At 59.8% G+C, this 24011-nt stretch carries 22 protein-coding genes; 11 read left to right on the top strand and 11 right to left on the bottom strand.

Going from position 1 to position 24011, the window contains the following annotated elements; translation table 11 throughout:
• Positions 1-120: 120 nt before the first annotated feature.
• On the bottom strand, positions 121-585 hold the full coding sequence (locus GE543_RS16050) for a helix-turn-helix domain-containing protein (RefSeq protein WP_046270359.1): 465 nt from the start codon (positions 583-585) through the stop codon (positions 121-123).
• Between the two features lie 88 nt (positions 586-673).
• Here GE543_RS16050 and GE543_RS16045 point away from each other — a divergent pair, with 88 nt between their 5' ends.
• The 5 genes from GE543_RS16045 to GE543_RS16025 all read left to right on the top strand — a co-directional run bounded on the left by GE543_RS16045 (position 674) and on the right by GE543_RS16025 (position 3395).
• Positions 674-1537 (top strand): SDR family oxidoreductase, encoded by an 864-nt coding sequence (locus GE543_RS16045; RefSeq protein ID WP_153221854.1) that lies wholly within the window; start codon positions 674-676, stop codon positions 1535-1537.
• Between the two features lie 97 nt (positions 1538-1634).
• Complete coding sequence (locus tag GE543_RS16040; protein WP_003409930.1) at positions 1635-1943, top strand: RcnB family protein; 309 nt, start codon at positions 1635-1637, stop codon at positions 1941-1943.
• A gap of 344 nt (positions 1944-2287) precedes the next feature.
• A complete protein-coding gene (locus GE543_RS16035) occupies positions 2288-2776 on the top strand; it encodes a DUF3828 domain-containing protein (protein WP_178118619.1) in 489 nt (162 codons plus the stop codon).
• A gap of 63 nt (positions 2777-2839) precedes the next feature.
• A complete protein-coding gene (locus GE543_RS16030) occupies positions 2840-3043 on the top strand; it encodes a hypothetical protein (protein ID WP_003349206.1) in 204 nt (67 codons plus the stop codon).
• Between the two features lie 154 nt (positions 3044-3197).
• Positions 3198-3395, top strand: coding sequence for a hypothetical protein (locus GE543_RS16025; protein WP_003349205.1), 198 nt, complete (start codon positions 3198-3200; stop codon positions 3393-3395).
• A gap of 6 nt (positions 3396-3401) precedes the next feature.
• Here the strand turns inward: GE543_RS16025 and GE543_RS16020 are convergent, their stop codons facing one another.
• Both GE543_RS16020 and GE543_RS16015 read right to left on the bottom strand, forming a co-directional pair.
• Positions 3402-4853, bottom strand: a complete 1452-nt coding sequence (locus tag GE543_RS16020; RefSeq protein ID WP_153221852.1) for an MFS transporter — start codon at positions 4851-4853, stop codon at positions 3402-3404.
• 61 nt (positions 4854-4914) lie between these two features.
• Positions 4915-6234: an Nramp family divalent metal transporter gene (locus GE543_RS16015; RefSeq protein WP_371927180.1), complete on the bottom strand. Its 1320-nt coding sequence runs from the start codon at positions 6232-6234 to the stop codon at positions 4915-4917.
• 303 nt (positions 6235-6537) lie between these two features.
• Here GE543_RS16015 and GE543_RS16010 point away from each other — a divergent pair, with 303 nt between their 5' ends.
• Complete coding sequence (locus GE543_RS16010) at positions 6538-7956, top strand: MFS transporter (protein ID WP_153221851.1); 1419 nt, start codon at positions 6538-6540, stop codon at positions 7954-7956.
• 21 nt (positions 7957-7977) lie between these two features.
• Here GE543_RS16010 and GE543_RS16005 read toward each other — a convergent pair whose 3' ends face one another.
• The gene (locus GE543_RS16005) at positions 7978-8202 is read right to left on the bottom strand and encodes a DUF6555 family protein (protein WP_003407519.1); all 225 of its coding nucleotides are present in this window, start codon (positions 8200-8202) and stop codon (positions 7978-7980) included.
• Between the two features lie 426 nt (positions 8203-8628).
• On the opposite strand from GE543_RS16005, the gene GE543_RS16000 reads away from it, so the two are divergent.
• Genes GE543_RS16000 through GE543_RS15980 form a run of 5 tightly spaced genes read left to right on the top strand, consistent with a single transcriptional unit; the run spans position 8629 to position 14576 of the window.
• Positions 8629-10080: a UbiA family prenyltransferase gene (locus GE543_RS16000; RefSeq protein WP_153221850.1), complete on the top strand. Its 1452-nt coding sequence runs from the start codon at positions 8629-8631 to the stop codon at positions 10078-10080.
• Complete coding sequence (locus tag GE543_RS15995; protein ID WP_153221849.1) at positions 10077-11393, top strand: FAD-binding oxidoreductase; 1317 nt, start codon at positions 10077-10079, stop codon at positions 11391-11393. The genes GE543_RS16000 and GE543_RS15995 overlap by 4 nt, the downstream gene beginning before the upstream one ends.
• Positions 11390-12130 carry an SDR family oxidoreductase gene (locus GE543_RS15990; protein WP_003409905.1) on the top strand — a complete coding sequence of 247 codons (741 nt, stop codon included), beginning with the start codon at positions 11390-11392 and terminating at the stop codon, positions 12128-12130. Before GE543_RS15995 ends, GE543_RS15990 begins: the two co-directional genes overlap by 4 nt.
• Positions 12127-13095 carry a YbhN family protein gene (locus tag GE543_RS15985; protein WP_371927179.1) on the top strand — a complete coding sequence of 323 codons (969 nt, stop codon included), beginning with the start codon at positions 12127-12129 and terminating at the stop codon, positions 13093-13095. The genes GE543_RS15990 and GE543_RS15985 overlap by 4 nt, the downstream gene beginning before the upstream one ends.
• 53 nt (positions 13096-13148) lie before the next feature.
• Entirely contained in the window at positions 13149-14576 is a 1428-nt protein-coding gene (locus tag GE543_RS15980; protein ID WP_153221847.1) for a glycosyltransferase family 39 protein, read from the top strand.
• 55 nt (positions 14577-14631) lie between these two features.
• Here GE543_RS15980 and GE543_RS15975 read toward each other — a convergent pair whose 3' ends face one another.
• The 7 genes from GE543_RS15975 to GE543_RS15940 all read right to left on the bottom strand — a co-directional run bounded on the left by GE543_RS15975 (position 14632) and on the right by GE543_RS15940 (position 23412).
• Positions 14632-16458, bottom strand: coding sequence for a glycoside hydrolase family 15 protein (locus GE543_RS15975; RefSeq protein WP_153221846.1), 1827 nt, complete (start codon positions 16456-16458; stop codon positions 14632-14634).
• Positions 16451-17251: an SDR family oxidoreductase gene (locus GE543_RS15970; RefSeq protein WP_153221845.1), complete on the bottom strand. Its 801-nt coding sequence runs from the start codon at positions 17249-17251 to the stop codon at positions 16451-16453. Before GE543_RS15970 ends, GE543_RS15975 begins: the two co-directional genes overlap by 8 nt.
• 66 nt (positions 17252-17317) lie before the next feature.
• Complete coding sequence (locus GE543_RS15965; protein WP_004418008.1) at positions 17318-18355, bottom strand: NADP(H)-dependent aldo-keto reductase; 1038 nt, start codon at positions 18353-18355, stop codon at positions 17318-17320.
• 97 nt (positions 18356-18452) lie between these two features.
• Positions 18453-20264, bottom strand: a complete 1812-nt coding sequence (locus tag GE543_RS15960; protein ID WP_003409888.1) for an ABC transporter ATP-binding protein — start codon at positions 20262-20264, stop codon at positions 18453-18455.
• Positions 20265-20459: 195 nt separating this feature from the next.
• The gene (locus GE543_RS15950) at positions 20460-21530 is read right to left on the bottom strand and encodes a DUF1615 domain-containing protein (RefSeq protein ID WP_153221844.1); all 1071 of its coding nucleotides are present in this window, start codon (positions 21528-21530) and stop codon (positions 20460-20462) included.
• Between the two features lie 87 nt (positions 21531-21617).
• Entirely contained in the window at positions 21618-22526 is a 909-nt protein-coding gene (gene glsB / locus GE543_RS15945) for a glutaminase B (RefSeq protein WP_004412672.1), read from the bottom strand.
• A 70-nt stretch (positions 22527-22596) separates the two neighbouring features.
• On the bottom strand, positions 22597-23412 hold the full coding sequence (locus GE543_RS15940) for a class II aldolase/adducin family protein (RefSeq protein WP_003348489.1): 816 nt from the start codon (positions 23410-23412) through the stop codon (positions 22597-22599).
• Positions 23413-24011 lie beyond the last annotated feature (599 nt).

The raw sequence follows: 24011 nt of genomic DNA, 5'->3' as shown, positions 1-24011 counted from the left end.
AAGGGCAAACGGCGCAACTGAACGTGTATATAAAGATTTCGGCGCGCACCATACCAAGAAGCGGCTGATTACAGGCGATCGAGCCGACAATCGCAGGATGAAAAATCTGTCAGAAAAGACTCATTCGAGCGTGGTCTGCAGCGTATTCGACGCTTCTCGGGCCTGCATGATGCGCGGCAGATTGCTCTCGATCCAGGTGACGAGGGTTTCAACCTGCAAGGCGACCTCTTCGCCCATCGGGGTCAAGCGGTACTGAACATGCGGTGGCACTACCGGCAACGACTTGCGGCTGACGAAACCATCATGCTCCAGATGCTGGAGCGTTTGCGCGAGCATTTTCTCACTCACCCCGCCAATCTTGCGGCGAACTTCGCTGAAGCGATGCATGCCACCCCGCAACACCACCAGCACCAGCACACCCCAACGGCTGCAGACGTGATTGAGCACCACCCGCGAAGGACAGTCAGACGCCAGCACCTGGCCCTGACGAACCAGCGCCAACAGCGTCTCGGCCGCTTCCGGCTGGAGGCCTTGCTGCACAGTATCTGATCGCGGGGCAGTTGATTGCGAGGCGGATTCGCTCATGACACTTACCTTTTTGTACGTACTTACTAAAGGTAAGCATCATGACTATGCTGGCGCTTCCTTTCAACCTGATTCAAGGAATCATTCCATGATCGTTGTCACCGGTGCCACCGGCCAGCTTGGCCGCCTCGTCATTGAACAGCTGCTTGCCCACGGCCGCGTACCTGCTTCGCAAATCATTGCAGCCGTGCGCAGTCCGGAGAAGGCCGCCGATCTGTCCAGGCAGGGCATTCAGGTTCGTCAGGCCGACTATTCGCAGCCGGCGACACTGGACAGCGCATTTGCCGGTGCCGACAAGGTGTTGCTGATTTCCTCCAGCGAAGTGGGCCAGCGTTTGCCGCAGCACAAGGCGGTTATCGATGCAGCCAAACGTGCCGGCGTCCAGCTGCTGACCTACACCAGTGTTCTGCATGCCGACACCTCGGCGCTGAGCCTGGCCAAAGAGCACCGCGAAACCGAAGACTACCTGCGCGCCAGCGGCCTGCCGTTCGCCTTGCTGCGCAATGGCTGGTACACCGAGAACTACACGGCGGGCATTCCTGGCGCACTGGCGCATGGCGCGGTCATGGGGTGTGCCGATGAGGGTCGTATCAGCTCTGCTTCGCGTCTGGATTACGCCGAGGCTGCCGCTGTGCTGCTGACTTCGGAAACAGCACAGGCCGGTGAAGTGTATGAACTGGCAGGCGACGAGTCCTACACGCTGTCCGAATTTGCAGCGCAGTTGTCGACGCAGAGCGGCAAGTCCCTGCCTTACGTCAACCTGTCACAGGCCGAATTCGAAGCGGCGCTTATCCAGGCAGGCCTGCCTGACTTCGTGGCCCGGTTGCTGGCCGACTCCGATGCCGCGGCTGCCAAGGGCGCCCTGTTCGATGACAGTCGCCAGTTGAGCGCGCTGATCGGCCGCCCAACCACTCCGCTCTCTGCAACCATCGCCGAGACACTGAAAGGCTGAGCACAGCAAACCCGATCGAATGATTTGCAACAGTGAGGGTCCGAGTTATTACGAGGCATTAAGCCATCGCCTGATACCAAAGACTGGGAGTCTTCACATGAACAGCAAATCGTTGATCGCCTGCATGACCTTGCTCGGCTGCTTTTCCGCCGTCACCCTGCCCGTTCAAGCGGCAGAAACGGCGGACCCGAAAGTCAGCGAATCCAAGGACAACGTCCACGAACTGGAAGTAGGCTCCCGCGTTCCGGAAAAATATCGCCGCAGCGATCTGGAAGTGAAGGACTGGAAAAGCAAAGGCCTGGAAACACCCGCCAAGGAAAGCGAATGGGTGAAGATTAATGACAAGTACGTGCGTTTCCAGAAGGTCAATGGCCAGATCATGGACATCGTGCCGGTCAAGAAGTAAGGGCTACGCTCCTTGGTGCTCGCGCTATGCGCGAGCACGCCCAAATGATGCAGGCTTGACGACGAACATGCCAGCGCAGGGCATGATTCGATAACCCCCCTGTGCAAATGCCTCCATTAAAATAAGCAGCCTCATGGCAACCTTCTTTAAAGACGGGGCAAATCCCCGAATCAAGGGAGTGCCGGCAGCGAACTGCGTATTGACTGAATGACCCGCAATCGGTTTTTGCCGAACCGCCCCCTGCTCTACATGACCAAAACCATTGCTTTTTTGTCCACTTGGCTTACAAATGCACTGTCATGTGCCTGTCACTCTCACTGCCACCTTTTCTGCGAGCCCGCTCCATGTCCAGAACCGCCGCCATTGCCTTCGCCTGCCTGCTTTCAACCACCGCCCATGCGGCCTGCCCGGCTGCAACCCCGGTCGACACGGCGCGCTGGATCTACGACAAGCACCAGGATTTTTATCTGAACGGCAAAGGCAGCGCTGATTATTTGTCCAAACCTCTGCTGAGCCTGCTCAAGAAGGACTGGGCGTGCCAGAACGGCGATCAATGCGCCGTCAGTGCCAACCCGTGGACCGACGCGCAGGACGGTGATGTGCAAAAGCCGATCGACTGGAAGCTGGTGTCCAACTCGGACAAGCAGGCCGTGGTCGAAATGACCTATAACCTGGGTTACAAGGATGCCCCGCAGCAGCCGGTCGCCAGTCAGACGACACGCCTGCTGCTGGCCAAAAATGCCAACAGTTGCTGGGTGCTGGAGAATCTTCAGGGCCCACAGGGTGTCGCGCTGATGCAGAGCCTGGAGGAATTTCCCTACGAAGGTGATTGATCGGCCTTGAAACAATCCGCCATTCTCGGTATCACAGGCACTTGAATTTCACGAGCGAGCACCATGAATACCTTTGAGCAATCGATTATTGAGGCTGCGCAGGCCGCCACGCCCAATAACACCGATGCCGAACGCGAAGCTGCCAGAGTTGCCGCCACGCAGGCGGTAGCCGAAATCATGACCACCCGCAGTGGGCTGGACCGCACCCTGGCACTGGCCGAGTTGCTGGACTCCTACTCGGAACACGATGATCAGGAAGACGAATAGATCGTTCGGCACGATGCGAAAACCTGATTGGCCTGTTTATTTAGCTGCGACATTAAAGAAAACCGGCCTTGCCGCCGACAACCCGGTTGGGTGGATTGATGATTGCCACCCATTCATTTAGTGCGCTCGGATGCGACCTATAAGGGCACCATCCGTGCAGATCGAACAGTTGCAAGACATGCAGGCTTACATCCGGCGTACTGCCGACGACCTGGAACTTGTTTCGGCCAACCTCGCAGGACACCTCCTGTACCTCGAGCGAACTTCCCGGGCACACGAAGCGCAAGAGGTCAGTGAGCGGATCATCGGCCTGCAGGCGTCCGTGGACAGCCTTCGCGGCATATTCCGATAACGCCCCCTATCGGTCTCCGGCCTGCGACAACGGTCTGGCCACATCTTCCAGAGATTTGCGTTCGGCAGCCGTGCCCCATATAGACTGCACAATCGCCGCCAGCAGCATCAGCCCCGCTCCGATCAGATAGCCGATCAGCACATTGCTGCGCTCGCCGGTTTCGATCAGCTCGCCGAACAGCGTCGGACCAATCATCCCGCCCAGCCCGGTACCGAATGCGTAGAACACCGCAATCGCCAAGGCACGGATTTCCAGTGGAAAGGTTTCGGCGACGGTCAGGTAGGCCGAGCTGGCCGCTGCCGATGCAAAGAAGAAAATCACCATCCAGGCGATGGCCTGCTGGGTAACGTCCAGCAAGCCTTGCTGAAACAGGTAGCCGCTGATTGCCAGCAGTACGCCCGACACGCCATAAGTGAGGCTGATCATTACCCGTCGGCCGACCACGTCAAACAGTCTGCCCAGCAGCAGCGGACCGCAAAAGTTGCCCAACGCCAGTGGCAGCACGTACCAACCGACGCGCTCGGCCGGCACGCCATAGAAGTCGGTCAGCACCAGTGCGTAGGTGAAAAAAATCGCATTGTAGAAAAACGCCTGGGCCGTGAGCAGCGTCAGGCCTACCAGAGAACGCTGACGGAACGTCACCAGCAACGTTCTGGCGACCTCGCCCAGCGGCGTGTGGTCACGGGCATGCAGCCGCAGTGGGGGTCCCGACACGGCGGGCAAGACGTGACCCTGGCGCTGCAAGTCTGCTTCTATCTGCTCGACGATCTGCTTCGCCTGTTCAGCCTGGCCGTGTATCAACAGCCAGCGCGGGCTCTCTGGCAGCCACAGTCGCATCAGCAGAACCAGCAGGCCCAATACCGCACCGATTCCGAAACACAGGCGCCAGCCCAGTTCGGCGCCGATCCACAGCGGATCGAGCAAGACAATCGAGCCAATCGCACCAAGCGCAGCGCCCAGCCAGAATGTGCCATTGATGGTCAGGTCAACCCACCCCCGGTAGCGGGCCGGGGTGAATTCCTGAATGGTCGAATTGATGGCCGTGTACTCGCCGCCGATGCCCATGCCGGTCAGAAAACGGAACAGCATGAAGCTCCAGACACTGAAAGAGAACGCCGTGGCGGCCGTTGCACCGACATACAGCAGCAAGGTGATGAAGAACAGCTTGCGACGCCCTAGACGGTCCGCCAGCCAGCCAAAGAACAATGCGCCCAACACGGCACCGGCAATGTACGCGGCGCCCGCCAGGCCAATGTCGCTATTGGTGAGATTGAGCGCCGGACTGGCTTTCAAGGCCCCGGCGACCGAGCCTGCGAGGGTCACTTCCAGGCCGTCCAGCAGCCAGGTGATCCCCAGCGCCACGACCAGCAAGGTATGGAATCGCCCCCAGGGCAGGCGGTCCAGTCGCGCGGGCAAATCGGTTTCGAAGACGCTGCCCTTATCGTTCAGTGTGCTCATGTCCGGCTACCTGACGGCTGACATTGGTGTCAGGTGTGAGAGTCGCTGTCGCCGATCAAGTTCAGCTGATCCAGAACCACAGCAACGTCAGATTGGCCGCCGAGATCAGTCCGAACAGCCCCCAGGCAGCCGTTTTCACCAGCCGGCTATTGACGAACGGCCCCATCAGTTGTGGGTCGCTGGTAAAACGAATCAACGGCCAGAGCGCGAAAGGCAGTTGCAGGCTCAGCACGACCTGACTGAGCACCAACATCTGCCCCACCGAGCTGTCACCCAGCCAGACCACGCCGATCAGCGCCGGAATCAGTGCCAACGCCCGAGTGATCAAGCGCCGCTGCCAACACGGAATCTTCGCCTGCAGAAAACCTTCGAGCACCACTTGGCCAGCGATGGTGCCGGTGAAGGTCGAGCTCTGCCCCGCCGCCAGCAAGGCAATACCGAACAGCACGCTGGCGATCGCACCACCCACCAGCGGATCAAGCAGGTGGTAGGCGTCCTGAATCTCGACCACCTCGGTATACCCGGTCTTGTGAAAAGCCGCAGCAGCGAGGATCAGAATCGCCGCATTGATCAACAGCGCCAGGCTTAGCGAACCGATGGTATCGAGCCGCGCATAGCGGATGGCGCTGGCCTTGCTGGCCTGGTCGGCACCGTTGACCCGCGTCTGCACCACGGATGAGTGCAGATAAAGGTTATGCGGCATGACCGTGGCGCCCAGAATGCCGATGGCGATATACAGCGGCTCCTGGCTACTCAACACATCCCAACTCGGCTTGAGGCCCGCGACGACGTCCGGCCAGAACGGCTTGATCAGAAACAACTCGACGGCGAAGCAACTGGCGATGGTTGCAATCAGCCCCAGCACGATGGCTTCCAGACGACGAAAATTGGCGCCCTGCAAAGCCAGCACAATCAGCGTATCGAAAGCGGTCAGCGCCACACCGGTGGTGATGGAAACGCCGAGCAACAGATGAAACGCCAACGCAGCCCCCAGCACTTCCGCCAGATCGGTGGCAATGATCGACAGCTCTGCCAGCAGCCACTGGCCCTTGGCGACCTTGCGGCTGTAGCGGGCGGCGGACAACTGCGCCAGGTCACGGCCGGTGGCGATACCCAGCCGCGAACAAAGGTTCTGCAAGACCATGCCCGAGAGGCTGGCCAGCACCACCACGAACAGCAGTGAATAGCCGAAGCGCGACCCGGCCTCGATGGCCGTCGCCCAGTTGCCAGGGTCCATGTAGCCGATGGAAACCAGCAGGCCAGGCCCGACGAACAGCATCATTTTGCGCAGCAAGGACGCGTTCGGCGGAATGGCCACACTGTCCGTAGTCGCCGAGGGGCAGAAAGGAGCAGTGGCAGTAGTGGGCAGTTTGTACGTCACGGGAACCCGGCATGCAGAAAGTAAAGGCCTAATCCTAAGGTTTTGCGACACATGTTGATACATCGTTGATGGCTTCATGCCTGCTGTTTTTCGCCTGCCTCTTTGCCTGACAAGGTCATCACTGCGCCGCTCTCATGTCCACGTAATTCCAGCGCTTTAATGGATCCGATATAAAAATTCGAAAAATTGATCCGATAAACAATTTTTCATCTTTTAAACCTTAATAACCGCATTAAAAGGCCAATGATTACAAATTGTAAGGAGTAGTATTCAGGCCTTAACAAGAACTCAGGATGGCCATCCATGACCTCACTACCTCATGCCGAGGCAGCCGCGAACGAGCCGTTGCGGGCAGCGTATATCTCGGCGCGTATTGATCGACTGCCTGCGGTCGCGACCATCTGGCGGCTGGTCGCTCTGCTGTCCATCGCCGGTTTTTTCGAGCTTTACGACCTGTTCCAGACCGCCTACATCAGTCCCGGCCTGATCCGTGACGGAATCTTCGCCACGGGCAGTCAGGGTCTGTTCGGCTTCTCCGATCAGGCGGCCTTTGCCTCGGCGACTTTTCTGGGCCTGTTCTTCGGTGCCAGCCTCGTCAGCCCGATTGCCGATCGCTACGGACGCCGCGCGATCTTCACCTTCGCGCTGATCTGGTACACCGTTGCCACCGTGATCATGGGCCTGCAGACCTCTGCGCTGGGCGTGATAGGCATGCGCTTCGTCGTGGGTATCGGCCTAGGGGTCGAGTTGGTCACCATCGACACCTACCTGTCGGAACTGGTGCCCAAGCGCATACGCAGTTCGGCGTTCGCCTTTGCCTTCTTCATTCAGTTTCTGTCAGTCCCCAGCGTTGCACTGATGTCGTGGTGGCTGGTGCCCCAGGACCCTTTCGGTTTTTCCGGCTGGCGCTGGGTCGTGATCAGCAGTGCAGTCTTTGCCCTGTTCGTCTGGTGGCTGCGCTCGGCGCTGCCGGAATCGCCGCGCTGGCTGGCGCAGCAGGGACGCTTCGATGAAGCCGAGCGAGTCCTGGACGGAATCGAGGCGCGCTGCATCAAGGACCACGGCAAACCACTGGATGAGCCTCAACCGGACAACGTGGCGCTGTCAGGCAACGGTCGATTTGCCGACATGTGGCAACCGCCCTATCGTCGCCGCGCGTTGATGCTGATCGTGTTTCATGTATTCCAGGCGATCGGCTTCTTTGGCTTCGGCAACTGGTTGCCTGCCCTGCTCTCGGGTCAGGGCCTGAGTGTCACCCACAGCCTGGGGTATGCGTTCGTGATCACGCTGGCTTATCCGCTGGGGCCGTTGCTGTTCGTGAAGTTTGCCAACCGCTTCGAGAACAAATGGCAAATCGTCGGCTCCGCATTGGGCGCCATGATTTTTGGCAGCCTGTTCGCCTTTCAAAGCAGCGCGGCAGGACTGATTTTCTGCGGGATCATGATCACGTTCTGCAACGCATGGCTGAGCTTCAGCTACCACTCGTATCAGGGTGAGCTGTTCCCGACCAACATCCGCGCTCGCGCAGTGGGCTTCTGTTACTCGTTCAGCCGACTGTCAACGGTGTTCAGCAGCCTCCTGATCGGGATATTTCTCGACCACTTCGGCACGCCGGGCGTACTGGCCTTCATTGTCGGCAGCATGTTGATCGTGATCGTCACCATCGGCCGGTTCGGGCCGCGCACACGCAATCTTGCGCTGGAGCAGATCGCTCACCGCTGACGAGTGCAGGGTTGAGTGGGCTCAGGCCTGAGCCCACTCAACATTGGTGACACCGAAGTGCTCGGCATAAGGTTTGGATACGCGAGCAACCTTCTCCAATCTATATTTAGGTATGCGTGCGAGGCCTGCATCGACACTTGCACAGTGCCATGCTTCAGCGTTATCCATATTCTCGGTTCGTATATAAAAACTCTTGAACGAACCATTTAGCAGATAATCAATGCGGTAATGCTTTGGAAGTGCCATTGAAAGTCTGATCCTTTTTCAGCAGTGGCTTGAAGTATAGGTGACTCTATTCGTGGCGAAGAAATTCATTATTTTTTTGATGTCTGCGACCAATGAACATCTCAAGCGCAGTCCGCGCGGGGCCGGGATCTGCAACGGGTCACTCGGAGTCGCTGATACCGATCGGCAAAGAATCGCCGAAAGCGCACTGCCCCGGCCATCGCGATGGGTGGCGCGGCACTCGCCAGCCATCACCGTTGCCACCGCCAGATTCCGGTCTTTGATCGACTAACGGATCAATAGCCGTCGTGTGGCGAATAGTGTCAAACAGCTGATTTTTCTGACGCCATCGGCACGGCTGAATTATCGATAGCGTTTAACTTTATTGAAGTGGCGAATGTCCGTTTTCGTTCCATAGTGCGCTCACGTTCACAGGAGCAACTATTCATGCCCGGTATTCAAGGAAGAATTCTTGAGGTTCATACACCGCTGGTTGTCGACCTCGACGGAACATTGCTGCGAACTGACATGCTGTTTGAAACCGCAGTGGCGTTTATCCGTGGTCATCCGTTAAAGCTGTTCAGTCTTTTCGCCTGGCTGCTGCAGGGCAAAGCGTCTCTCAAGCAAGGCCTGGCGCTGGGTACCGAGATTGACGTGGCGTTACTGCCGTTCAACGCTGACGTCATTGATTACATTCAGACCGAGCGGCAAACCGGTAGAAGCGTGATTCTGGCTACCGCCTCCCACGAAACCCTCGCCAACCGGATCGCGGCACACCTGCAACTGTTCGATCAGGTGTGGGCCTCGGACGGTAGAACCAACCTTTCCGCGCATCGCAAACGCGATTTGCTGGTTAGCCATTATGGTGAGCAGGGCTTCGATTACATCGGCAACTCCCGGGACGATCTGTGCATCTGGGGTGTCTCACGCAAGGCCATCGTCGCCAGCCCGCTTGCCGGTGTGGAGCGCAAGGCGCGGGCACAAGGCAATGTCGAGCAGGTTATCCAATCGGCAACGTCCGGGACCAGCGCCTGGCGCAAGGCGCTGCGCCTGCACCAATGGCTGAAGAACGCGCTGATTTTTGTGCCCCTGCTGGCTGCCCATCAGGTCCAGAGCACGCAGTTGCTGCTCGACGGTTTGCTGGCCTTTCTGTGTTTCGGGCTGTGCGCATCCAGTGTATACCTGCTCAACGACCTCCTTGACCTGGCAGACGACCGCCACCATAGAAGCAAGCGCGAGCGCCCGTTCGCCAGCGGTGCGCTGTCGATACAATCCGGCCTGCTGGTCATACCGCTGTTGCTCGCCGCAGCCTTCTCCGCTGCGGCAACCGGATTGCCGTGGCAGTTTTCGGCGGTGCTGGCAGCCTATTACCTGCTGACGCTGGTTTATTCGCTTTACCTCAAGCGCCACATGGCCGTCGACGTCATCGTTCTGGCGATGCTCTATACCACGCGCATCCTGGCCGGTGCGGCGGCGTTTCAATTGCCACTGACGTTCTGGATTCTGGCGTTTTCGATGTTTCTGTTTCTCAGCCTGGCGCTGGTCAAGCGCTATGCCGAACTGCGCGAGGCACGACTGCGCGCGGTAACAGGCAAGACGGCTGGCCGTGGTTACTACCCGGGCGATCTGGACATGATCGCCTCATTGGGGGCTTCGTCAGGCAATCTGGCAGTGATGGTGCTGGCGCTTTACATCCATGAAGGTGCGACGGTGGCCTTGTATCAGCACCCGCACGTTATCTGGCTGGCCTGCCCATTGCTGTTGTTCTGGATCACCCGGATCTGGATGCTCACCCATCGCGGTGAAATGAACGAGGACCCGGTGGTTTTCGCGATTCGCGACCGGATCAGCCAGGGGATCGGCTTGCTGTTCCTGCTGGTGTTCTGGGTCGCAGCATGAGCGGGCCTCTTTACTCCTGGGGCCGCTATCCGCAGGTTGCCCAGCAGGGTCACGAATGTGATTCGATAAAACGCTTGCCTGCGCACATCTCGCAAACCGTTGCACGCCATCACACCAGCCTGCCCTTCGGCAACGGCCGCAGCTACGGCGACAGCTGTCTGGCCAGCAGCGATCACGTACTGGACATGCGCGGACTGGATCGTTTCATTGCTGCCGACTGGCAGCGCGGTGTGGTGCAACTGGAAGCGGGCATGACACTGTCGCAACTGCTCGCGGCAGCGATCCCGCACGGCTGGTTTCTACCGGTCACGCCTGGCACACAGTACGTGACCATAGGCGGCGCGCTGGCCAATGATGTGCACGGCAAGAACCATCATCGGCGCGGCACCTTTGGCTGTAATGTGATGCGCTTCGAGCTGATCCGTCATGACCAGCCGCCCATGGTCTGCTCGGCCGTGGACAATTCCCGGTTTTTCGCCGCCAGCATTGGCGGCCTCGGTCTGACCGGTGTTATCAGTTGGGTCGAGCTGCAACTGATGCCGATCCGCAGCAGCCAGATCGACAGTACGGCAGTGCGCTTCGCCAATCTGGAGGAGTTCTTTACGCTGTCGCACGAGCTGGATGCGCAGCATGAATACAGCGTGGCCTGGATCGACTGCCTGGCCCGTGGTGCGCATAGCGGCCGCGGGGTCTACATTGTCGGCGACCACGCCCGTTACGGGTCACTGTCGGTTGAGGCGCGCAATCGCCTGAGCGTGCCGTTCACGCCTCCAGTGTCGCTGATCAACACCCTGTCCTTGCGTGCGTTCAATTCGCTGTACTGGCACGCGCACTCAGACCTGCCGACGCCCCGCCGCAGCCCCTGCGAGGCGTTTTTCTACCCGCTGGATCGAGTGCTGCACTGGAACCGTCTTTATGGTCGCAAGGGCTTTCAGCAATACCAGTGCGTGATTCCCGAGCATTGTGCACCCCAGGCCATGAAACTGCTGCTCGATGCCATCGCAGCCTCGGGACAGGGGTCATTCCTCGCGGTGCTCAAGCGTTGCGGTGACATCGCCTCGCCCGGGCTGCTGTCTTTTCCGATGCAGGGCACCTCGCTGGCACTGGACTTTGCGCAAACGCGCGATCTGGCCGAGTCACTGTTCCCGCGTCTGGACGCCATTGTCCGTGACGCGGGTGGACGACTGTACCCGGCCAAGGATGCACACATGAGCGGCAGCGACTTCCGTCAGGCCTATCCGGCGTGGGAACAACTGGAAGCCCTGCGCGACCCCTCTTTGATGTCCCGCTTCTGGAAACGAGTGATGTCATGAAAAAGATTCTGATCATTGGCGCTACATCAACCATTGCCCATGCCTGCGCCCGGCGCTGGGCTGCGCAAGGCTGCGATTTTTTCCTGGTCGCGCGCAATACGGACAAGCTCGCGGTTAATGCCGCAGACCTCAGGGCCCGCGGTGCCGGACACGTAGACACCTATCAACTGGATATCACTCACTTCTCGGCGCACCCGGCGATGCTGGCTGATTGCCTGGCTGTACTGCAGCAGATCGATGTCGTGCTTCTGGCTCACGGCACCTTGCCCGATCAGAAGGCTTGCGAGCAGAACGCAGGGCTGGCCGTGCAGGAATTCATCACCAATGGTGCATCGGTAATTGCCTTACTGACCGTGTTGGCCAGGCAGTTCGAGGTCCAGCGTTGCGGCACACTGGCGGTGATTTCCTCGGTCGCGGGGGATCGCGGGCGCCCTTCCAATTATCTGTACGGCTCGGCCAAAGCTGCCGTCTCGACGTTCTGCGACGGGTTACAGGCGCGGATGTTCAAGCTGGGCGTACACGTAGTGACCATAAAACCAGGCTTTGTCGACACGCCCATGACCCGGGGTCTGCCACTGCCGGCCTGGCTGGTGGCGCAACCGGAAGACGTTGCCGAACGCATCGTCAATGGCATCGCACGCCAATCCACCAGCCTTTACGCGCCGGGCTTCTGGGCATGGATCATGTGGGTGATTCGCTCGATCCCGCAGCCGTTGTTCAAAAGGCTCAACCTGTGACCGGCTCGCTGTTGCTGTCCGGATGGCGCTATCGGGCAGTGCTTCTGTCGATCGTCTTCTCGGCCATGGGGTATCTGGGTTTCTCGCTGTGGGGCGGCTGGCAGGCGGTCAGCGCAGCGACGGGCAAGGTCGGGCTGCTCGGCATCGGCGTGGCGTTGTTGATGTCTGCAATCAACTACGCGCTGCGCTTCGTCCGCTGGCAACTCTACCTTTCAGTGCTGGGGCATCCGTTGGCCTGGCGAAAAAGCCTGCGGATCTATCTGGCTGGCTTCGCCCTGACCACGACTCCCGGCAAGGCCGGTGAAGCGCTGCGTGGCGTATTGCTCAGGCCGCTGGGCGTGCCTTACCCGCAAAGCTTTGCCGCGTTTGTCAGCGAGCGTCTTTCCGATCTGCTGGCCATCGTACTGCTCACGCTGTTCGGCCTGTCGTGGTATCCGCAGGCGCAGCCGATGATCCTGCTCGGTCTGGCACTGGTTCTGACGGGCTCGCTGGTGCTGTCTCGCCGTCACTTGCTGGAGCGTTTACAGGTTTCACTGCCCACAAAAAACACGCGCGTCAGTAGCCTGTGGCAGCAGCTGTTCAACGTGCTGCTTGCCGCTCGCCAGTGCCTGCATGGCAACGTGCTGCTGACTGCCAGCCTGCTCAGTCTGCTGGCCTGGAGCGCCGAGGCACTGGCGTTTTACTGGATGCTTGGCTGGATGGGCGCACAGATTCCGCTGACCTTTGCCGTATTCACCTACGCACTGGCGATGCTCGCGGGAGCATTGAGCTTCATGCCGGGCGGGCTGGGCAGCGCCGAAGCGGTGATGGTCGGGCTGCTGATGTTCAAGGGCATGCCGGGGGCGGATGCGGTGGCTGCCACAGTGCTGATACGTCTGGCGACCCTGTGGTTTGCGGTGGCCATCGGCGCCGTGATGCTCTCGCGCTTTACCGGCTCGACACCCGTACCGAATCCTCAGCCTTGAGGCCATAACACAGACCCTCGACATTTTTGTTCACCTCACGGAGGAGCGGTTCAATGCCACTCGATTCGCGCACATCGATGTGTATCCCCCTGTTTTTGCTAGGTGCCGCCATCACGGCGAGTTTTCTAGCCTCCAGTGGCCCCGTGCAATGGATGGACAATGGCATGTTCCTGGCCAACGCCCATGAGGGTCAGTATTTCAGCCAGTCGCTCGGGCCACTGGAGCATCCGTTTTATCAGCTGTTCAATACGGTTTTTTTCAACCTGTTCGGTGCACGCTCGCTCAGCCTGCTGAATTCGGTGCTTCTCCTGCCGCTGGCTTGGGTCGTCTACCGATTGGCGCAGAGCGTTGGCGCGGGTGCACGCCAGGCGCTGCTCGCTGCTGCGGCGACAACACTGACCCATGGCGTGTTCTGGGTGTCGACCAAGGCTGAGGTCTACCTGTTGCACACGCTGATCGTGCTACTGGCCTATGCGCTGTATTTCAATGACAGTCCCGTTTTGTCGCCGCTGAAAAAACTCTTCGCGATTGGCGTCCTCACGGGGCTGGCGGCCTCGGTTCATCAACTGACGTTCGTGGTTCTGCTGCCGCTTTACCTGCACCTGCTGTTTCAGCACAAGGCGCGAGTATTGATCACCCTGCCCGGCTTCATGCTTGGTTTCGCGGCGGCCGCTGTTGCGGTAATCAATGACCTGAACGCCGGGATGGGCCTGCTGGATATTGCGCATCGTTACATGACCGGGGCCAGCGCGACCGTTGCAGGGCCGGAGTGGGAAGGCAGTCTGTTGCGTTTCGACAAACTCCTCGAGGAGAAGAGCGCGGTAGCGCTGTTGCTGCTGTCGCTGATCGGGCCGCAACTGGCGGGGCTGCTGCTGTTTCCCAGGGGAAGCCGGCTGCGCTTGTTATGGAGCGCCGCGCTGCTGAATCTGGTGTTCGCCATTTCCTACAATGTGACCGACCGCTTTACCTTTTTTCTGCCCGGTGCAGCGCTACTGACGATCCTCGGCATGATTCAGTTGCGGCGTATCCTGCCCCGCACAGCGGCACGCGGCACATTGCTCAATCTCTCGGCATTGTCGGCACCGGCAGTCATCCTGCTGACGTATTCACTATACGCCAACGGGGTCATCACCCTTCCGGCGCACAAGGAGCAACTGCCCTATCGTGACGATATTCGCTACTTCATGGTGCCCTACCTGCGCGACCGGTCCGCTGAGCATTTCGTGCGCGCCTACGAGCCGGTAGTGCCCAAAGGTGCGTTGATCATTGCCGACTGGACACCGATGGGCGCGATGCGCTCGGCGCAAGCGATCGGGCTGCTTGCCGGACGCACGCTGGCGACCTGTGATGACGACGTGGCGATTCGGGCAGCCATGCGCAGCAACGGCGTTTATCTGCCGCGGTTGAGTTATTGTGCGACTGTGGCGCAAGACCACCGACTTGAAGAACAGCCAGTGGGGTATTCATTACACGCCGAGTGAAACGAATCATGGCTGAAGCGTTGAACGTTCATTCATGATCCGTTTGTTCACCGTATCAAGGCTGCCAGAGCGCCTGCCCGCCGCCCAGTTTGCGGTCCAGAAAGCTGGCCGCACTGATCAGCGCCAGATGGCTCAGGGCCTGCGGCGTATTGCCGAGGTGATGAGCATGCGCGTCGAATTCCTCGGCGTACAAGCCCAGCGGATTGGCGTAACGCAGCAGTTGCTCGAACTCCAGGTGCGCCTGTTCGACCCGACCGGCGCGGGCCAGACATTCGACGTACCAGAACGAGCAGGCCACGAAGGCGCCCTCCTCACCTGCCAGGCCGTCATCATGATCGTCGTCGTTGCGGTAACGGAACACCATTCCGTCACGCACCAACGCGCCCTCGATGGCATCCAGCGTCGCCAGCCACTTGGGATCGTTGGCGCCGACGAAGCGCACCAATGGCATCAGCAACATCGAGGCATCCAGGTTGCGGCTGCCCTTGTGCTGCACGAAGTGCCCCAGATCGTCGTTCCAGAAGTTCTTCCAGATATCGTCGTGGATCTCCTCGCGCACCTTGGTCCAACGCTCGAACGGCCCCGACAGTGAACGCTTGAAGGCCAGGCGCAGAGCCCGGTCCAGGGCCACCCAGCACATCAGCCGCGAGTGCAGGAAGTGCTGGTCGCCGCCGCGCATTTCCCAGATGCCCACGTCCCGGTCGTTCCAGTGCTCGCACACATAGTCGACCTGGCGAACCACATGCTGCCAGCCGTCATGGGAAATGGCATCGCCGTATTTGTTGGCCAGGTACACGGCGTCCATCAACTCGCCGTAGATATCCAGCTGAACCTGCTTGTAGGCTTCGTTGCCAATGCGTACCGGCTGAGCCCCGCCGTAGCCGGACAGGTGATCGAGATTATCTTCCGGCAGCTCAGCGTGGCCATCCAGCGCATAGAGAATGCCGAGCTTCTCGGTCTGTTCGCAGCAGTCATCCAGTCGCCCGCGCACCCAGCTCATGAACGCATTGGCTTCGTCGGTGTACCCGAGGCGCATGAACGCATACACGGTGAACGACGCGTCACGTATCCAGGTGTAGCGGTAATCCCAGTTGCGCTCGCCGCCCTCGGTTTCCGGCAGACCGAACGTCGCGGCGGCAACGATGCCGCCATGCTTGCGCGAGGTCAGCAGCTTGAGGGCCAGCGCCGAACGAGTGACCATTTCACGCCAGCGCCCGGTGTATTGCGATTGCCCGGACCAGCGCCGCCAGAACTTCAAGGTGTCATCGAAATAGCGCGAGCACCGGCCAGCAGCGACATTCGAATCATCGATTCCGCCGAGGATGAACTCTATGGTCTGGCCCTTGTGCATATGAAATTCGGCCACGGCGTCGTGCTGCTCGAGACGCAACGGCGTCGTTGCCGACAAACGCATGCCCGGTTGCCCGACGGCTTCGAAACAGATGTCCTGACCATCGATTCGCGCGCTGGTGTCGGCACGGCTGTAATCCATGCGCACCCGGCAGCGCATGCGCAGCGTGGCCTCGCCAAAACGCACCTGAACGCGGCGCACGATACGCGGCAGATCATCCTGATCCTCGCCGATCGGCATCAGGTCGGTGACTTCCACCACCGCGTCCTCGGAAATCCAGCGGGTTTGCAGGACGTTGGTATCCGGCAGATAGATCTGCAGCCGCCTGGCGTCAGGTAGATCGGGCGCCAGCTGAAAGATCCCGGCGTCGGGCGTGTCCAGCAGCGCAGTGAAAATCGACGGGCTGTCGAAGTCAGGCCAGCAGCAGAAATCGATACTGCCGGTGTTGGCAATCAGCGCAGCACTGCGCATGTCGCCGATGATGCCGTGATCCTCGATACGGTTTTGCGCCTCTGCGGGAAAGTCAGCCATTGCCACGGAACTCCGGATAGAGGGTCATGCCCCCATCGATGAACAGGGTGGTGCCGTGCACATAATCCGAGGCATCGGACGCCAGCCAGAGCACCGCATTGGCGACGTCTTCCGGCTCGCCTATACGGCCATAAGGAATCAGTTTGAGCATTTCCTTCTCGGCGTCGCCCTTGCGTGCATCGGCATTGATCGGTGTGCGGATGGCACCCGGTGCAACACTGTTGACGCGAATCTTCAGCTCGCCGACTTCCTGGGCGATGCTGCGCATCAACAAGTCGACGCCGCCCTTGGACGCTGCGTAATTGACGTGCCCGGCCCATGGAATCAGCTGATGCACCGAGCTCATGTGAATGATCTTGCCCATGGCCCGTGACACTTCAGGGCGCAAGCCCTGCTTGATGAACTGGCGCAATGCCGCGCGGGCGCAGAGAAACTGCCCGGTCAGGTTGACGTTGATGACGGTATTCCAGTCTTCGAGGGACATGTCGACGATCGACGCGTCCTTTTGCAAGCCGGAATTGGCGACCAGAATATCCAGCGCGCCGAAATGTTCGATGGTCTGTGCAAACAGCCGCTCGACGTCTTCTTCTTTCGAGACGTCGGCCCCCACGGCCAAAGCCTTGCCCCCGGCTGCACGAATTTCTTCGGCCAGCTTCTCGGCAGGTTCAGGTTTGGAGTTGTAGTTGATCACCACGGCGGCACCGGCCTCTGCCAGCGCGCGTGCAGCACCTGCGCCCAGACCGGAACTGGCGCCGGTAACGATTGCGACTTGTTGCTTGAGTGAGATGTGCATCAATTTCAGCCTCGGAGTAAGCGTACTAGTGCTGACTGGCGAGGCTGAAATTAAGTTCAGTGCAGGTTATGGCGCAGGGTTGGGCTGCGAGGTGTGAATGGCTTCGATACCGGCGATGACTTCATCGGACAGCGTGACGTCGATGCTCTGCAGATTGATCTTCAGTTGATCCAGTTTCGTGGCACCAATGATGTTGCTGGTCACGAACGGACGGCTGGTCACGTAGGCCAGCGCCATCTGCGAAGGATCCAGACCATGCTCGCGAGCCAGCGCAACGTATTGGGCTGTGGCGGTGACGGCCTGCGGGTTGTTGTAGCGCTGGAAACGCTCGAACAGGGTCAGACGGCCATCGGCCGGACGTGCGCCGTCCAGGTACTTGCCCGCCAGCACACCGAACGCCAGCGGCGAGTAAGCCAGCAGGCCGATCTGTTCGCGAATGGCGATTTCCGCCAGACCGACCTCAAAGGTGCGGTTAAGCAGGTTGTAGGGATTCTGGATGGAGACGGCACGCGGCAGATCGAGGGTTTCGGCCAGGTGCAGAAAACGCTGAGTGCCCCATGGCGTTTCATTGGACAGACCGAAGTGGCGAATCTTGCCCGCCTTGACCAGATCGCCCAGTACCGACAGGGTTTCTTCGATTTCGACAGCCTGATCATCCGGGTCGTGGGTGTAACCGAGTACGCCGAAGAAGTTGGTCTTGCGATCCGGCCAGTGCAACTGGTACAGGTCCAGGTAATCGGTGTTCAGACGCTTGAGGCTGGCTTCCAGCGCCGCAGTGATGTTCTTGCGGTCGAGGCGCGGATTGCCATCGCGGATGTGATCCATGCGACCTGGACCGGCGACCTTGCTGGCCAGTACCCAGTCGTTGCGGTCGCCGTACTTCTTGAAGTACTCGCCGATGATGCTTTCGGTCTTGGTGTAGGTCTCGCCACGCGGCGGCACCGGGTACATTTCTGCCGTGTCGAGGAAGTTGACCTTGGCATCCTTGGCCATACGAATCTGTTCGAATGCTTCATCCTGGGTGTTCTGCTCGCCCCAGGTCATGGTGCCCAGACAGATCGCGCTGACCGACAGATCGGTTTTGCCCAATTTACGAAATTGCATCGATGTCTCCGTTTGATTCAAAAAGATACAGCTTGAAACAGGGCTCCCATAAAACGCCGACTGGTCATTCACTGCAACACTTTTTATGCGGTTTTACCTAGCGATAACCCTGTGCCTGCAGATCGAACAGCGCGGCGTAGCGCCCTGCGGCGGCAATCAGGCTGTCATGATCACCGCGTTCCAGCACCCGCCCATGCTCCAGCACGACGATGTGTTCGGCGTTGCGCACGCTGGAAAACCGATGCGATATGAGCAGCGTCATGCGCCCTTTGGCGTACTCGCGAAAATGCTCGAATACCGCCGCTTCTGCCCCGGCATCCAGGGCGGCAGTCGGCTCGTCGAGAATCAGGATATCGGCGTCGCGGCGCATGTAAGCGCGTGACAACGCGATTTTCTGCCACTGCCCGCCGGACAGTTCCTGACCCCCCGCAAACCAGCGGCCCAGTTGTGTGGCGTAGCCATTGTCGAGCTGTTCGATGAACTGCGCGGCCATGCCCTGCGCCGCCGCTTCGCGCCAACGGCCTTCATCATGGAAGGCCTGAGTGTCGCCAACGCCGAGGTTCTCGCCGACCTGAAACTGATAGCGAATGAAGTCCTGAAAAATCACCCCGATGCGCGAGCGCAAAGCATCTTCGTCCCACTCCTGCAGGTCGCTGCCGTCCAGCAGAATGCGGCCTTGGTCAGGTTGGTAAAGACGCGTCAGCAGCTTGATCAGCGTAGTTTTCCCCGAGCCGTTCTCGCCCACCAGGGCCACGCTGCGCCCCGGCGCCAGGTGCAGGTCGATGTTTTCCAGCGCCGGACGGCTGGTCCCCGGGTAGGTGAAACTGACATTCTCGAAGCGCATGCCATCACCGGGCTGCGCGCCCACGGTGAGGCTGCCAGCAGACGGCGTCACCGGCTGACCGAGGTAGACATAAAGGTCGGCCAGATACAGTCCGTCCTCGTACAAACCACTGATGGCGCTGAGACTGCTGCTTACCGCCGCCTGCCCCTGTTTGAACAGCACCAGGTACATGGTCATCTGCCCCAGGGTGATCCGCCCATGCACCGCATCGACCACCACCCAGGCGTAGGCCAGGTAAAACGCAGCCGTGCCCAGCAGACCGAGCAAAAAGCCCCAGCCATCACGGCGCACCGTCAGGCGCCGGTCTTCGGCATACAGACGCTCGAAGGTGTCGCGGTAGCGCTTGAGCAGCAGCGGCGCGAAGCCGAACAGCTTGACCTCCTTGATATAGCCCTCGTGGGAGAGCAGTGTTTCGATGTAATTCTGCCGACGGGTTTCCGGAGCGCGCCGGGTAAACAGGCGGAACGCGTCGCCGGAAAAATGCGCTTCGGCAAAGAACACCGGCAACGCGCCGAGCACCAGAATCAGCAACGCCCAGGGCGAAAAATGCACCAGCAATACGGCAAAGCTGATCAGCGAAATGAGGTTTTGCAGCAACCCCAACGATTTGGTCACCAGTGCCAGCGGCCGTGTCGAGGCTTCACGCCGGACGCGCACAAGCTTGTCGTAAAACTCGGAGTCTTCGAACTGCGACAGCGACAGAGTCTGGGCCTTCTCCAGAATCAGGGTATTGACCTTCTGCCCCAGCAGCACCCGCAGCAACGCCTGCTGCACGGAAAGCCCGCGCTGTGCTGCCGCGAGCAGAGCCAGCACACCGGCTTCGAACAACACATAGCGCAACACCGGCCACAACGGTGCCTCGCCTGCACTGGCGTGCAACTGCATGGCAGCGACCACCGCATCGACAATGCGCTGGCCGAGCCAGGCGGCCAGCGCGGGCAGCAGGCCGGCGATCAGCGTGGCGACGATCAGCCCGATGGACAGCGCTCGGGAAGTGGTCCAGACCAGATGCATGGCGCGCAAGGCCTGGTGCATGAACGAAATGAAACGCTTGAAAACCGGCATACGCTTAAAAAAGTCCTGAAGAGCTTGAATAAAGGGCTGAAACCACCAGATGTCTCGCCGCGCAGCCCTCTCAGGAGCGGACGCAGAGCGTCCAGAACGGCATTCCCACGCTGGAGCGTGCGGAACGATAATCGGAACTGTCGTGCAACGCTCCGCGTCGGCCCGCCTTTCTGAGCAGCTTTTTAGGACTCAACCTCACTTGGGCGCACGCTGCACGCAGCGTTCGCGTCGGTCGTCGACGCGCTCGGCAAACCAGGCGGTGGTGAGGTTGCGGGTGATTTTCGGGCTTTTCAGGGTAATGCCGGGCAGGATGGCCCTGGGCAAAGGTTTGCCCGCCGCCCTGTCCGCCAGGGCGAAGACCTTGCTGTACAGATCGGTCTCCTCGAACTCCAGCGTGTCACCCTGCTTGAGCTGGCTCCATATCTGCGACTTGTTCATGCCCATCCGATCGCCCAGCGTGCGTACTGCCAGCTCGGTGGAGCCTGGCGAGGTGGAGTCAAAGCGGATCAGATCGCCATCCAGCGCCAGCTCGATGCCCGTAGCCCGGCTCACGGCATTCTGGAACGCAGCATTGCGGCTTGCGTACCAACCGGCATTGAAGTCGGCAAAGCGGTACAACGACTGGGTGTAGTTGACCGGGTAGCCCAACAGGTGGGCGATACCGAAGTACATGCCGCCACGGCGGGTAAAGACTTCACGACGGATCGAACCGTCGACCGTGTAGGGGTAATCCTCAGCGTGCTTTTCGGCAAAGGCGATGCTGACCTGCATCGGGCCGCCGGTCTTGACCGGGTTGAAGTTGCCGAACAACGCCTGACCCAGCGGCACCATGCCGATGAAGTCATCAAAGATCGCGCTGAGGTCTTTCTCGGTGCGCGCAGAATCGAGGCGTTTGCCGTAAGTCTTGCCGTCCGGCGAGCGAACACGTAACGCGGTGGCGATCAGCGCATTGGGAATGTGCAGTCGCGCAGCGCGGCGATTGATTTCGGCGCGGGCAATCCGGCCCATGTCCGGCACCGCAGGGTCGACTTGAAAGGTCGACTCCTGCTCGGTAACGGCCATCACCGAACACAGGTTTTCGGTGGTCAGCGGGATCTTCTGCGCGGCAAACGCGGCGTGAATATCCGTGGCCCATGCCTGGCGATCCGTGACAGTCGCCGGCATCAGGCGCACGATCTGCGCGCGCGCCTGTTCAGGCGTCAGTTCGGGTTCCTGGACGCGCTGCGTGCCACAGCCTGCCAATACCAGCAACCCGACGCTCAGCATGAGCGATTTGCATAGCCTTCGATTCAATCCATGACTCCTGTCTGGTTCGCGCTTCGAGGCGCGGTTCACTTCAGAAGGCTTTTTACCTCAAAAGACCGACCAGTCGACCCTCGCGCTGAGTTTTTCCAGCGCAGCCATACCGACAAGGGAATTGCCCGCTGCGTTCAACTCCGGGGACCATACACAGACTGAAGCACGCTCGGGCACGATCGCAACGATACCACCGCCTACACCGCTCTTGCCCGGCAGGCCTACGCGATAGGCGAAGTTGCCGGCTTCGTCGTACAGGCCGCTGGTGGCCATGATCGAGTTGACCTGGGTGGCCTGCCGCGCAGTGACGATCTGCTCGCCGCTGTGAGCGCAAAAGCCCTGATGAGCCAGAAACCCGAATGCCTTGGCCAGATCGATGCAGTTCATGCTCAGCGCACAATGATGGAAGTAGCTGCGCAGCACGTCTTCCACATCGCCGTGGAAATTGTCAAAGGACTTCATCAGATAGGCCGCCGCCGCATTACGCGAACGGTGCTGGTATTCGGAGTCGGCGACTTTGGAGTCGGAGGTGATCGCCCGGTTGCCGCACAGGCGTCGAACGAAGTCGCGCATCGACAGCGACGGTGCTGCGAACCGCGCCTGGTTGATGTCGCAGATCACCAGCGCACCGGCATTGATGAACGGATTGCGCGGCCTGCCCTGCTCGAATTCCAGCTGCACCAGCGAGTTGAAAGGCTGGCCAGAAGGCTCGTGCCCGAGGCGCTGCCAGATCTCCTCGCCCGAGTGACCGATGGCTTGTACCAGGCTGAACACCTTGGAAATGCTCTGTATCGAAAACGCTGTTTCGGCGTCACCGGCGCTGAACACCTGGCCATCGTTGCCGTACACCGCAATGCCCAGTTGATCAGGCCGGACCCCGCCCAGTGCCGGGATGTAATCGGCCACCTTGCCCTGACCAAGCAAGGGTCTTACTTCATCGAGGATTTCGTTCAGCAGGTCTTGCATGTGTGCGCCCCTTGTTTTGGCTGCGCACACTACACCAACCTCAAGCGCCTCGCATCACTGCGTTGCAGGCTCAGGTCTTGTAGTCGGTGTCGTTACGCTCCAGCTCGCGAATCAGGGCATTCCAGTGCCGTGCGACACCCGGCGCATGGCCGTCCTTGATGGCCTTTGCTTGTTGCTCCACCTTGGCAATCACCTCGCGCGGCGGGAACACCAGTTCGGCGTTACCCGCCGACTGTGCTGCAATCTGAATATTGCAGGCGTACTCGAGGGCATGAAGCTGCTGAAACGCATGCTCGACACTCACCCCGCCGGTCAGCAACCCGTGGTTGCGCAGGATCATCACGCTCTTGTCACCCAGGTCGGCGACCAGCCGTTCGCGTTCACTCAAGTCCAGCGCAATGCCTTCATAGCCGTGGTAAGCAACCCGGCCGGAGAAGGCAATCGAGTGCTGGGAGATGGGCAGCAGGCCGTCCTTTTGCGCCGACACGGCGATACCGTCACGGGTGTGGGTGTGCAGCACGGCCTGCAGGTCGTGGCGCGCGGCATGAATGGCACTGTGAATCACGTAACCGGCGTAGTTGATACCCAGCCCGGTGGGGTCATCGACAATCGTCCCGTCAATGTCGACCTTGACCAGGTTGGACGCGGTGATTTCATCGAACAACAGCCCGAACGCGTTGATCAGAAAGTGCTCGTCGGGGCCCGGCACGCGTGCCGAGAAGTGCGTATAGATATGATCGGTCCAACGCTTGAGCGCCGCCAGTCGATAGGCCGCCGCCAGCTTGACCCGGACTTCCCATTCCTCCGGCGACACTCTGTCGCGCACGCTGCCGCTACCCGACGGCGTCGTACCTGAGTGGGCTGGCAAAGCGCTGACGTTGCTCATGGTATTGCTCCTGGATGACTGCTGACTGATCAGCAAGACTAGGCGCATGGGGATTCAATTAAAAATCACATTTACTTCTAAGCTAATTATAAAAAATGAGAATATTAAAATCAGTCCTGCTACCGGCTTTGCACATGTCCACGAAAGTCTATGATTATTTCTAAAGGTTATTTAAATAACTTTTTATATAGCGATATGCTCCAGAATTGGCAAACCCCTATAGATCATCGCATGTCCAATACCGCAAGATTTCTGCTCCGTATCAGTCGCTTCACAGCGGCCGACGCTCTGCGTCACACGGCGGTTTTTTGATGTCAGGTAGATTGGGGTCCGACTCAGGTCACCTTTTCGCCCCTCGGCGAGTCACTTTGATGGGGCCAAAGTGACCAAAGCCCCTGGCTCCGTTTCCGGCCCGACTTCGTCGGGTTCCTTCGCCCTGTCACTGATCCGGGGGTCGCCGCAACGGGCCCTCCATGGCCCGGTGCGGCGAGCCTGGCGTCCTGCCAGGCTACCCCCGGATCAGCGCCAGGACTCAGCCGTCACTGACGTCGCGTTCTGCGGCGTCTGTGCCCTCGGGGTAGAACCGCGCTGAGTGTGCA

It is taken from the genome of Pseudomonas sp. SZ57 (assembly GCF_009495975.1).
In the GTDB taxonomy this organism is placed as follows: domain Bacteria; phylum Pseudomonadota; class Gammaproteobacteria; order Pseudomonadales; family Pseudomonadaceae; genus Aquipseudomonas; species Aquipseudomonas syringae.
Note: the sequence above shows the minus strand (reverse complement) of the source record. Positions and strands in the feature narration are given on the sequence as shown.

Bases quoted from the DNA above. Each gene is read 5' to 3' on its own strand.
- GE543_RS16050 (WP_046270359.1), bottom strand. From the start codon at position 585: ATGAGCGAATCCGCCTCGCAATCAACTGCCCCGCGATCAGATACTGTG.
- GE543_RS16045 (WP_153221854.1), top strand. From the start codon at position 674: ATGATCGTTGTCACCGGTGCCACCGGCCAGCTTGGCCGCCTCGTCATT.
- GE543_RS16040 (WP_003409930.1), top strand. From the start codon at position 1,635: ATGAACAGCAAATCGTTGATCGCCTGCATGACCTTGCTCGGCTGCTTT.
- GE543_RS16035 (WP_178118619.1), top strand. From the start codon at position 2,288: ATGTCCAGAACCGCCGCCATTGCCTTCGCCTGCCTGCTTTCAACCACC.
- GE543_RS16030 (WP_003349206.1), top strand. From the start codon at position 2,840: ATGAATACCTTTGAGCAATCGATTATTGAGGCTGCGCAGGCCGCCACG.
- GE543_RS16020 (WP_153221852.1), bottom strand. From the start codon at position 4,853: ATGAGCACACTGAACGATAAGGGCAGCGTCTTCGAAACCGATTTGCCC.
- GE543_RS16010 (WP_153221851.1), top strand. From the start codon at position 6,538: ATGACCTCACTACCTCATGCCGAGGCAGCCGCGAACGAGCCGTTGCGG.
- GE543_RS16005 (WP_003407519.1), bottom strand. From the start codon at position 8,202: ATGGCACTTCCAAAGCATTACCGCATTGATTATCTGCTAAATGGTTCG.
- GE543_RS16000 (WP_153221850.1), top strand. From the start codon at position 8,629: ATGCCCGGTATTCAAGGAAGAATTCTTGAGGTTCATACACCGCTGGTT.
- GE543_RS15995 (WP_153221849.1), top strand. From the start codon at position 10,077: ATGAGCGGGCCTCTTTACTCCTGGGGCCGCTATCCGCAGGTTGCCCAG.
- GE543_RS15990 (WP_003409905.1), top strand. From the start codon at position 11,390: ATGAAAAAGATTCTGATCATTGGCGCTACATCAACCATTGCCCATGCC.
- GE543_RS15980 (WP_153221847.1), top strand. From the start codon at position 13,149: ATGCCACTCGATTCGCGCACATCGATGTGTATCCCCCTGTTTTTGCTA.
- GE543_RS15975 (WP_153221846.1), bottom strand. From the start codon at position 16,458: ATGGCTGACTTTCCCGCAGAGGCGCAAAACCGTATCGAGGATCACGGC.
- GE543_RS15970 (WP_153221845.1), bottom strand. From the start codon at position 17,251: ATGCACATCTCACTCAAGCAACAAGTCGCAATCGTTACCGGCGCCAGT.
- GE543_RS15965 (WP_004418008.1), bottom strand. From the start codon at position 18,355: ATGCAATTTCGTAAATTGGGCAAAACCGATCTGTCGGTCAGCGCGATC.
- GE543_RS15960 (WP_003409888.1), bottom strand. From the start codon at position 20,264: ATGCCGGTTTTCAAGCGTTTCATTTCGTTCATGCACCAGGCCTTGCGC.
- GE543_RS15950 (WP_153221844.1), bottom strand. From the start codon at position 21,530: ATGCTGAGCGTCGGGTTGCTGGTATTGGCAGGCTGTGGCACGCAGCGC.
- glsB (WP_004412672.1), bottom strand. From the start codon at position 22,526: ATGCAAGACCTGCTGAACGAAATCCTCGATGAAGTAAGACCCTTGCTT.
- GE543_RS15940 (WP_003348489.1), bottom strand. From the start codon at position 23,412: ATGAGCAACGTCAGCGCTTTGCCAGCCCACTCAGGTACGACGCCGTCG.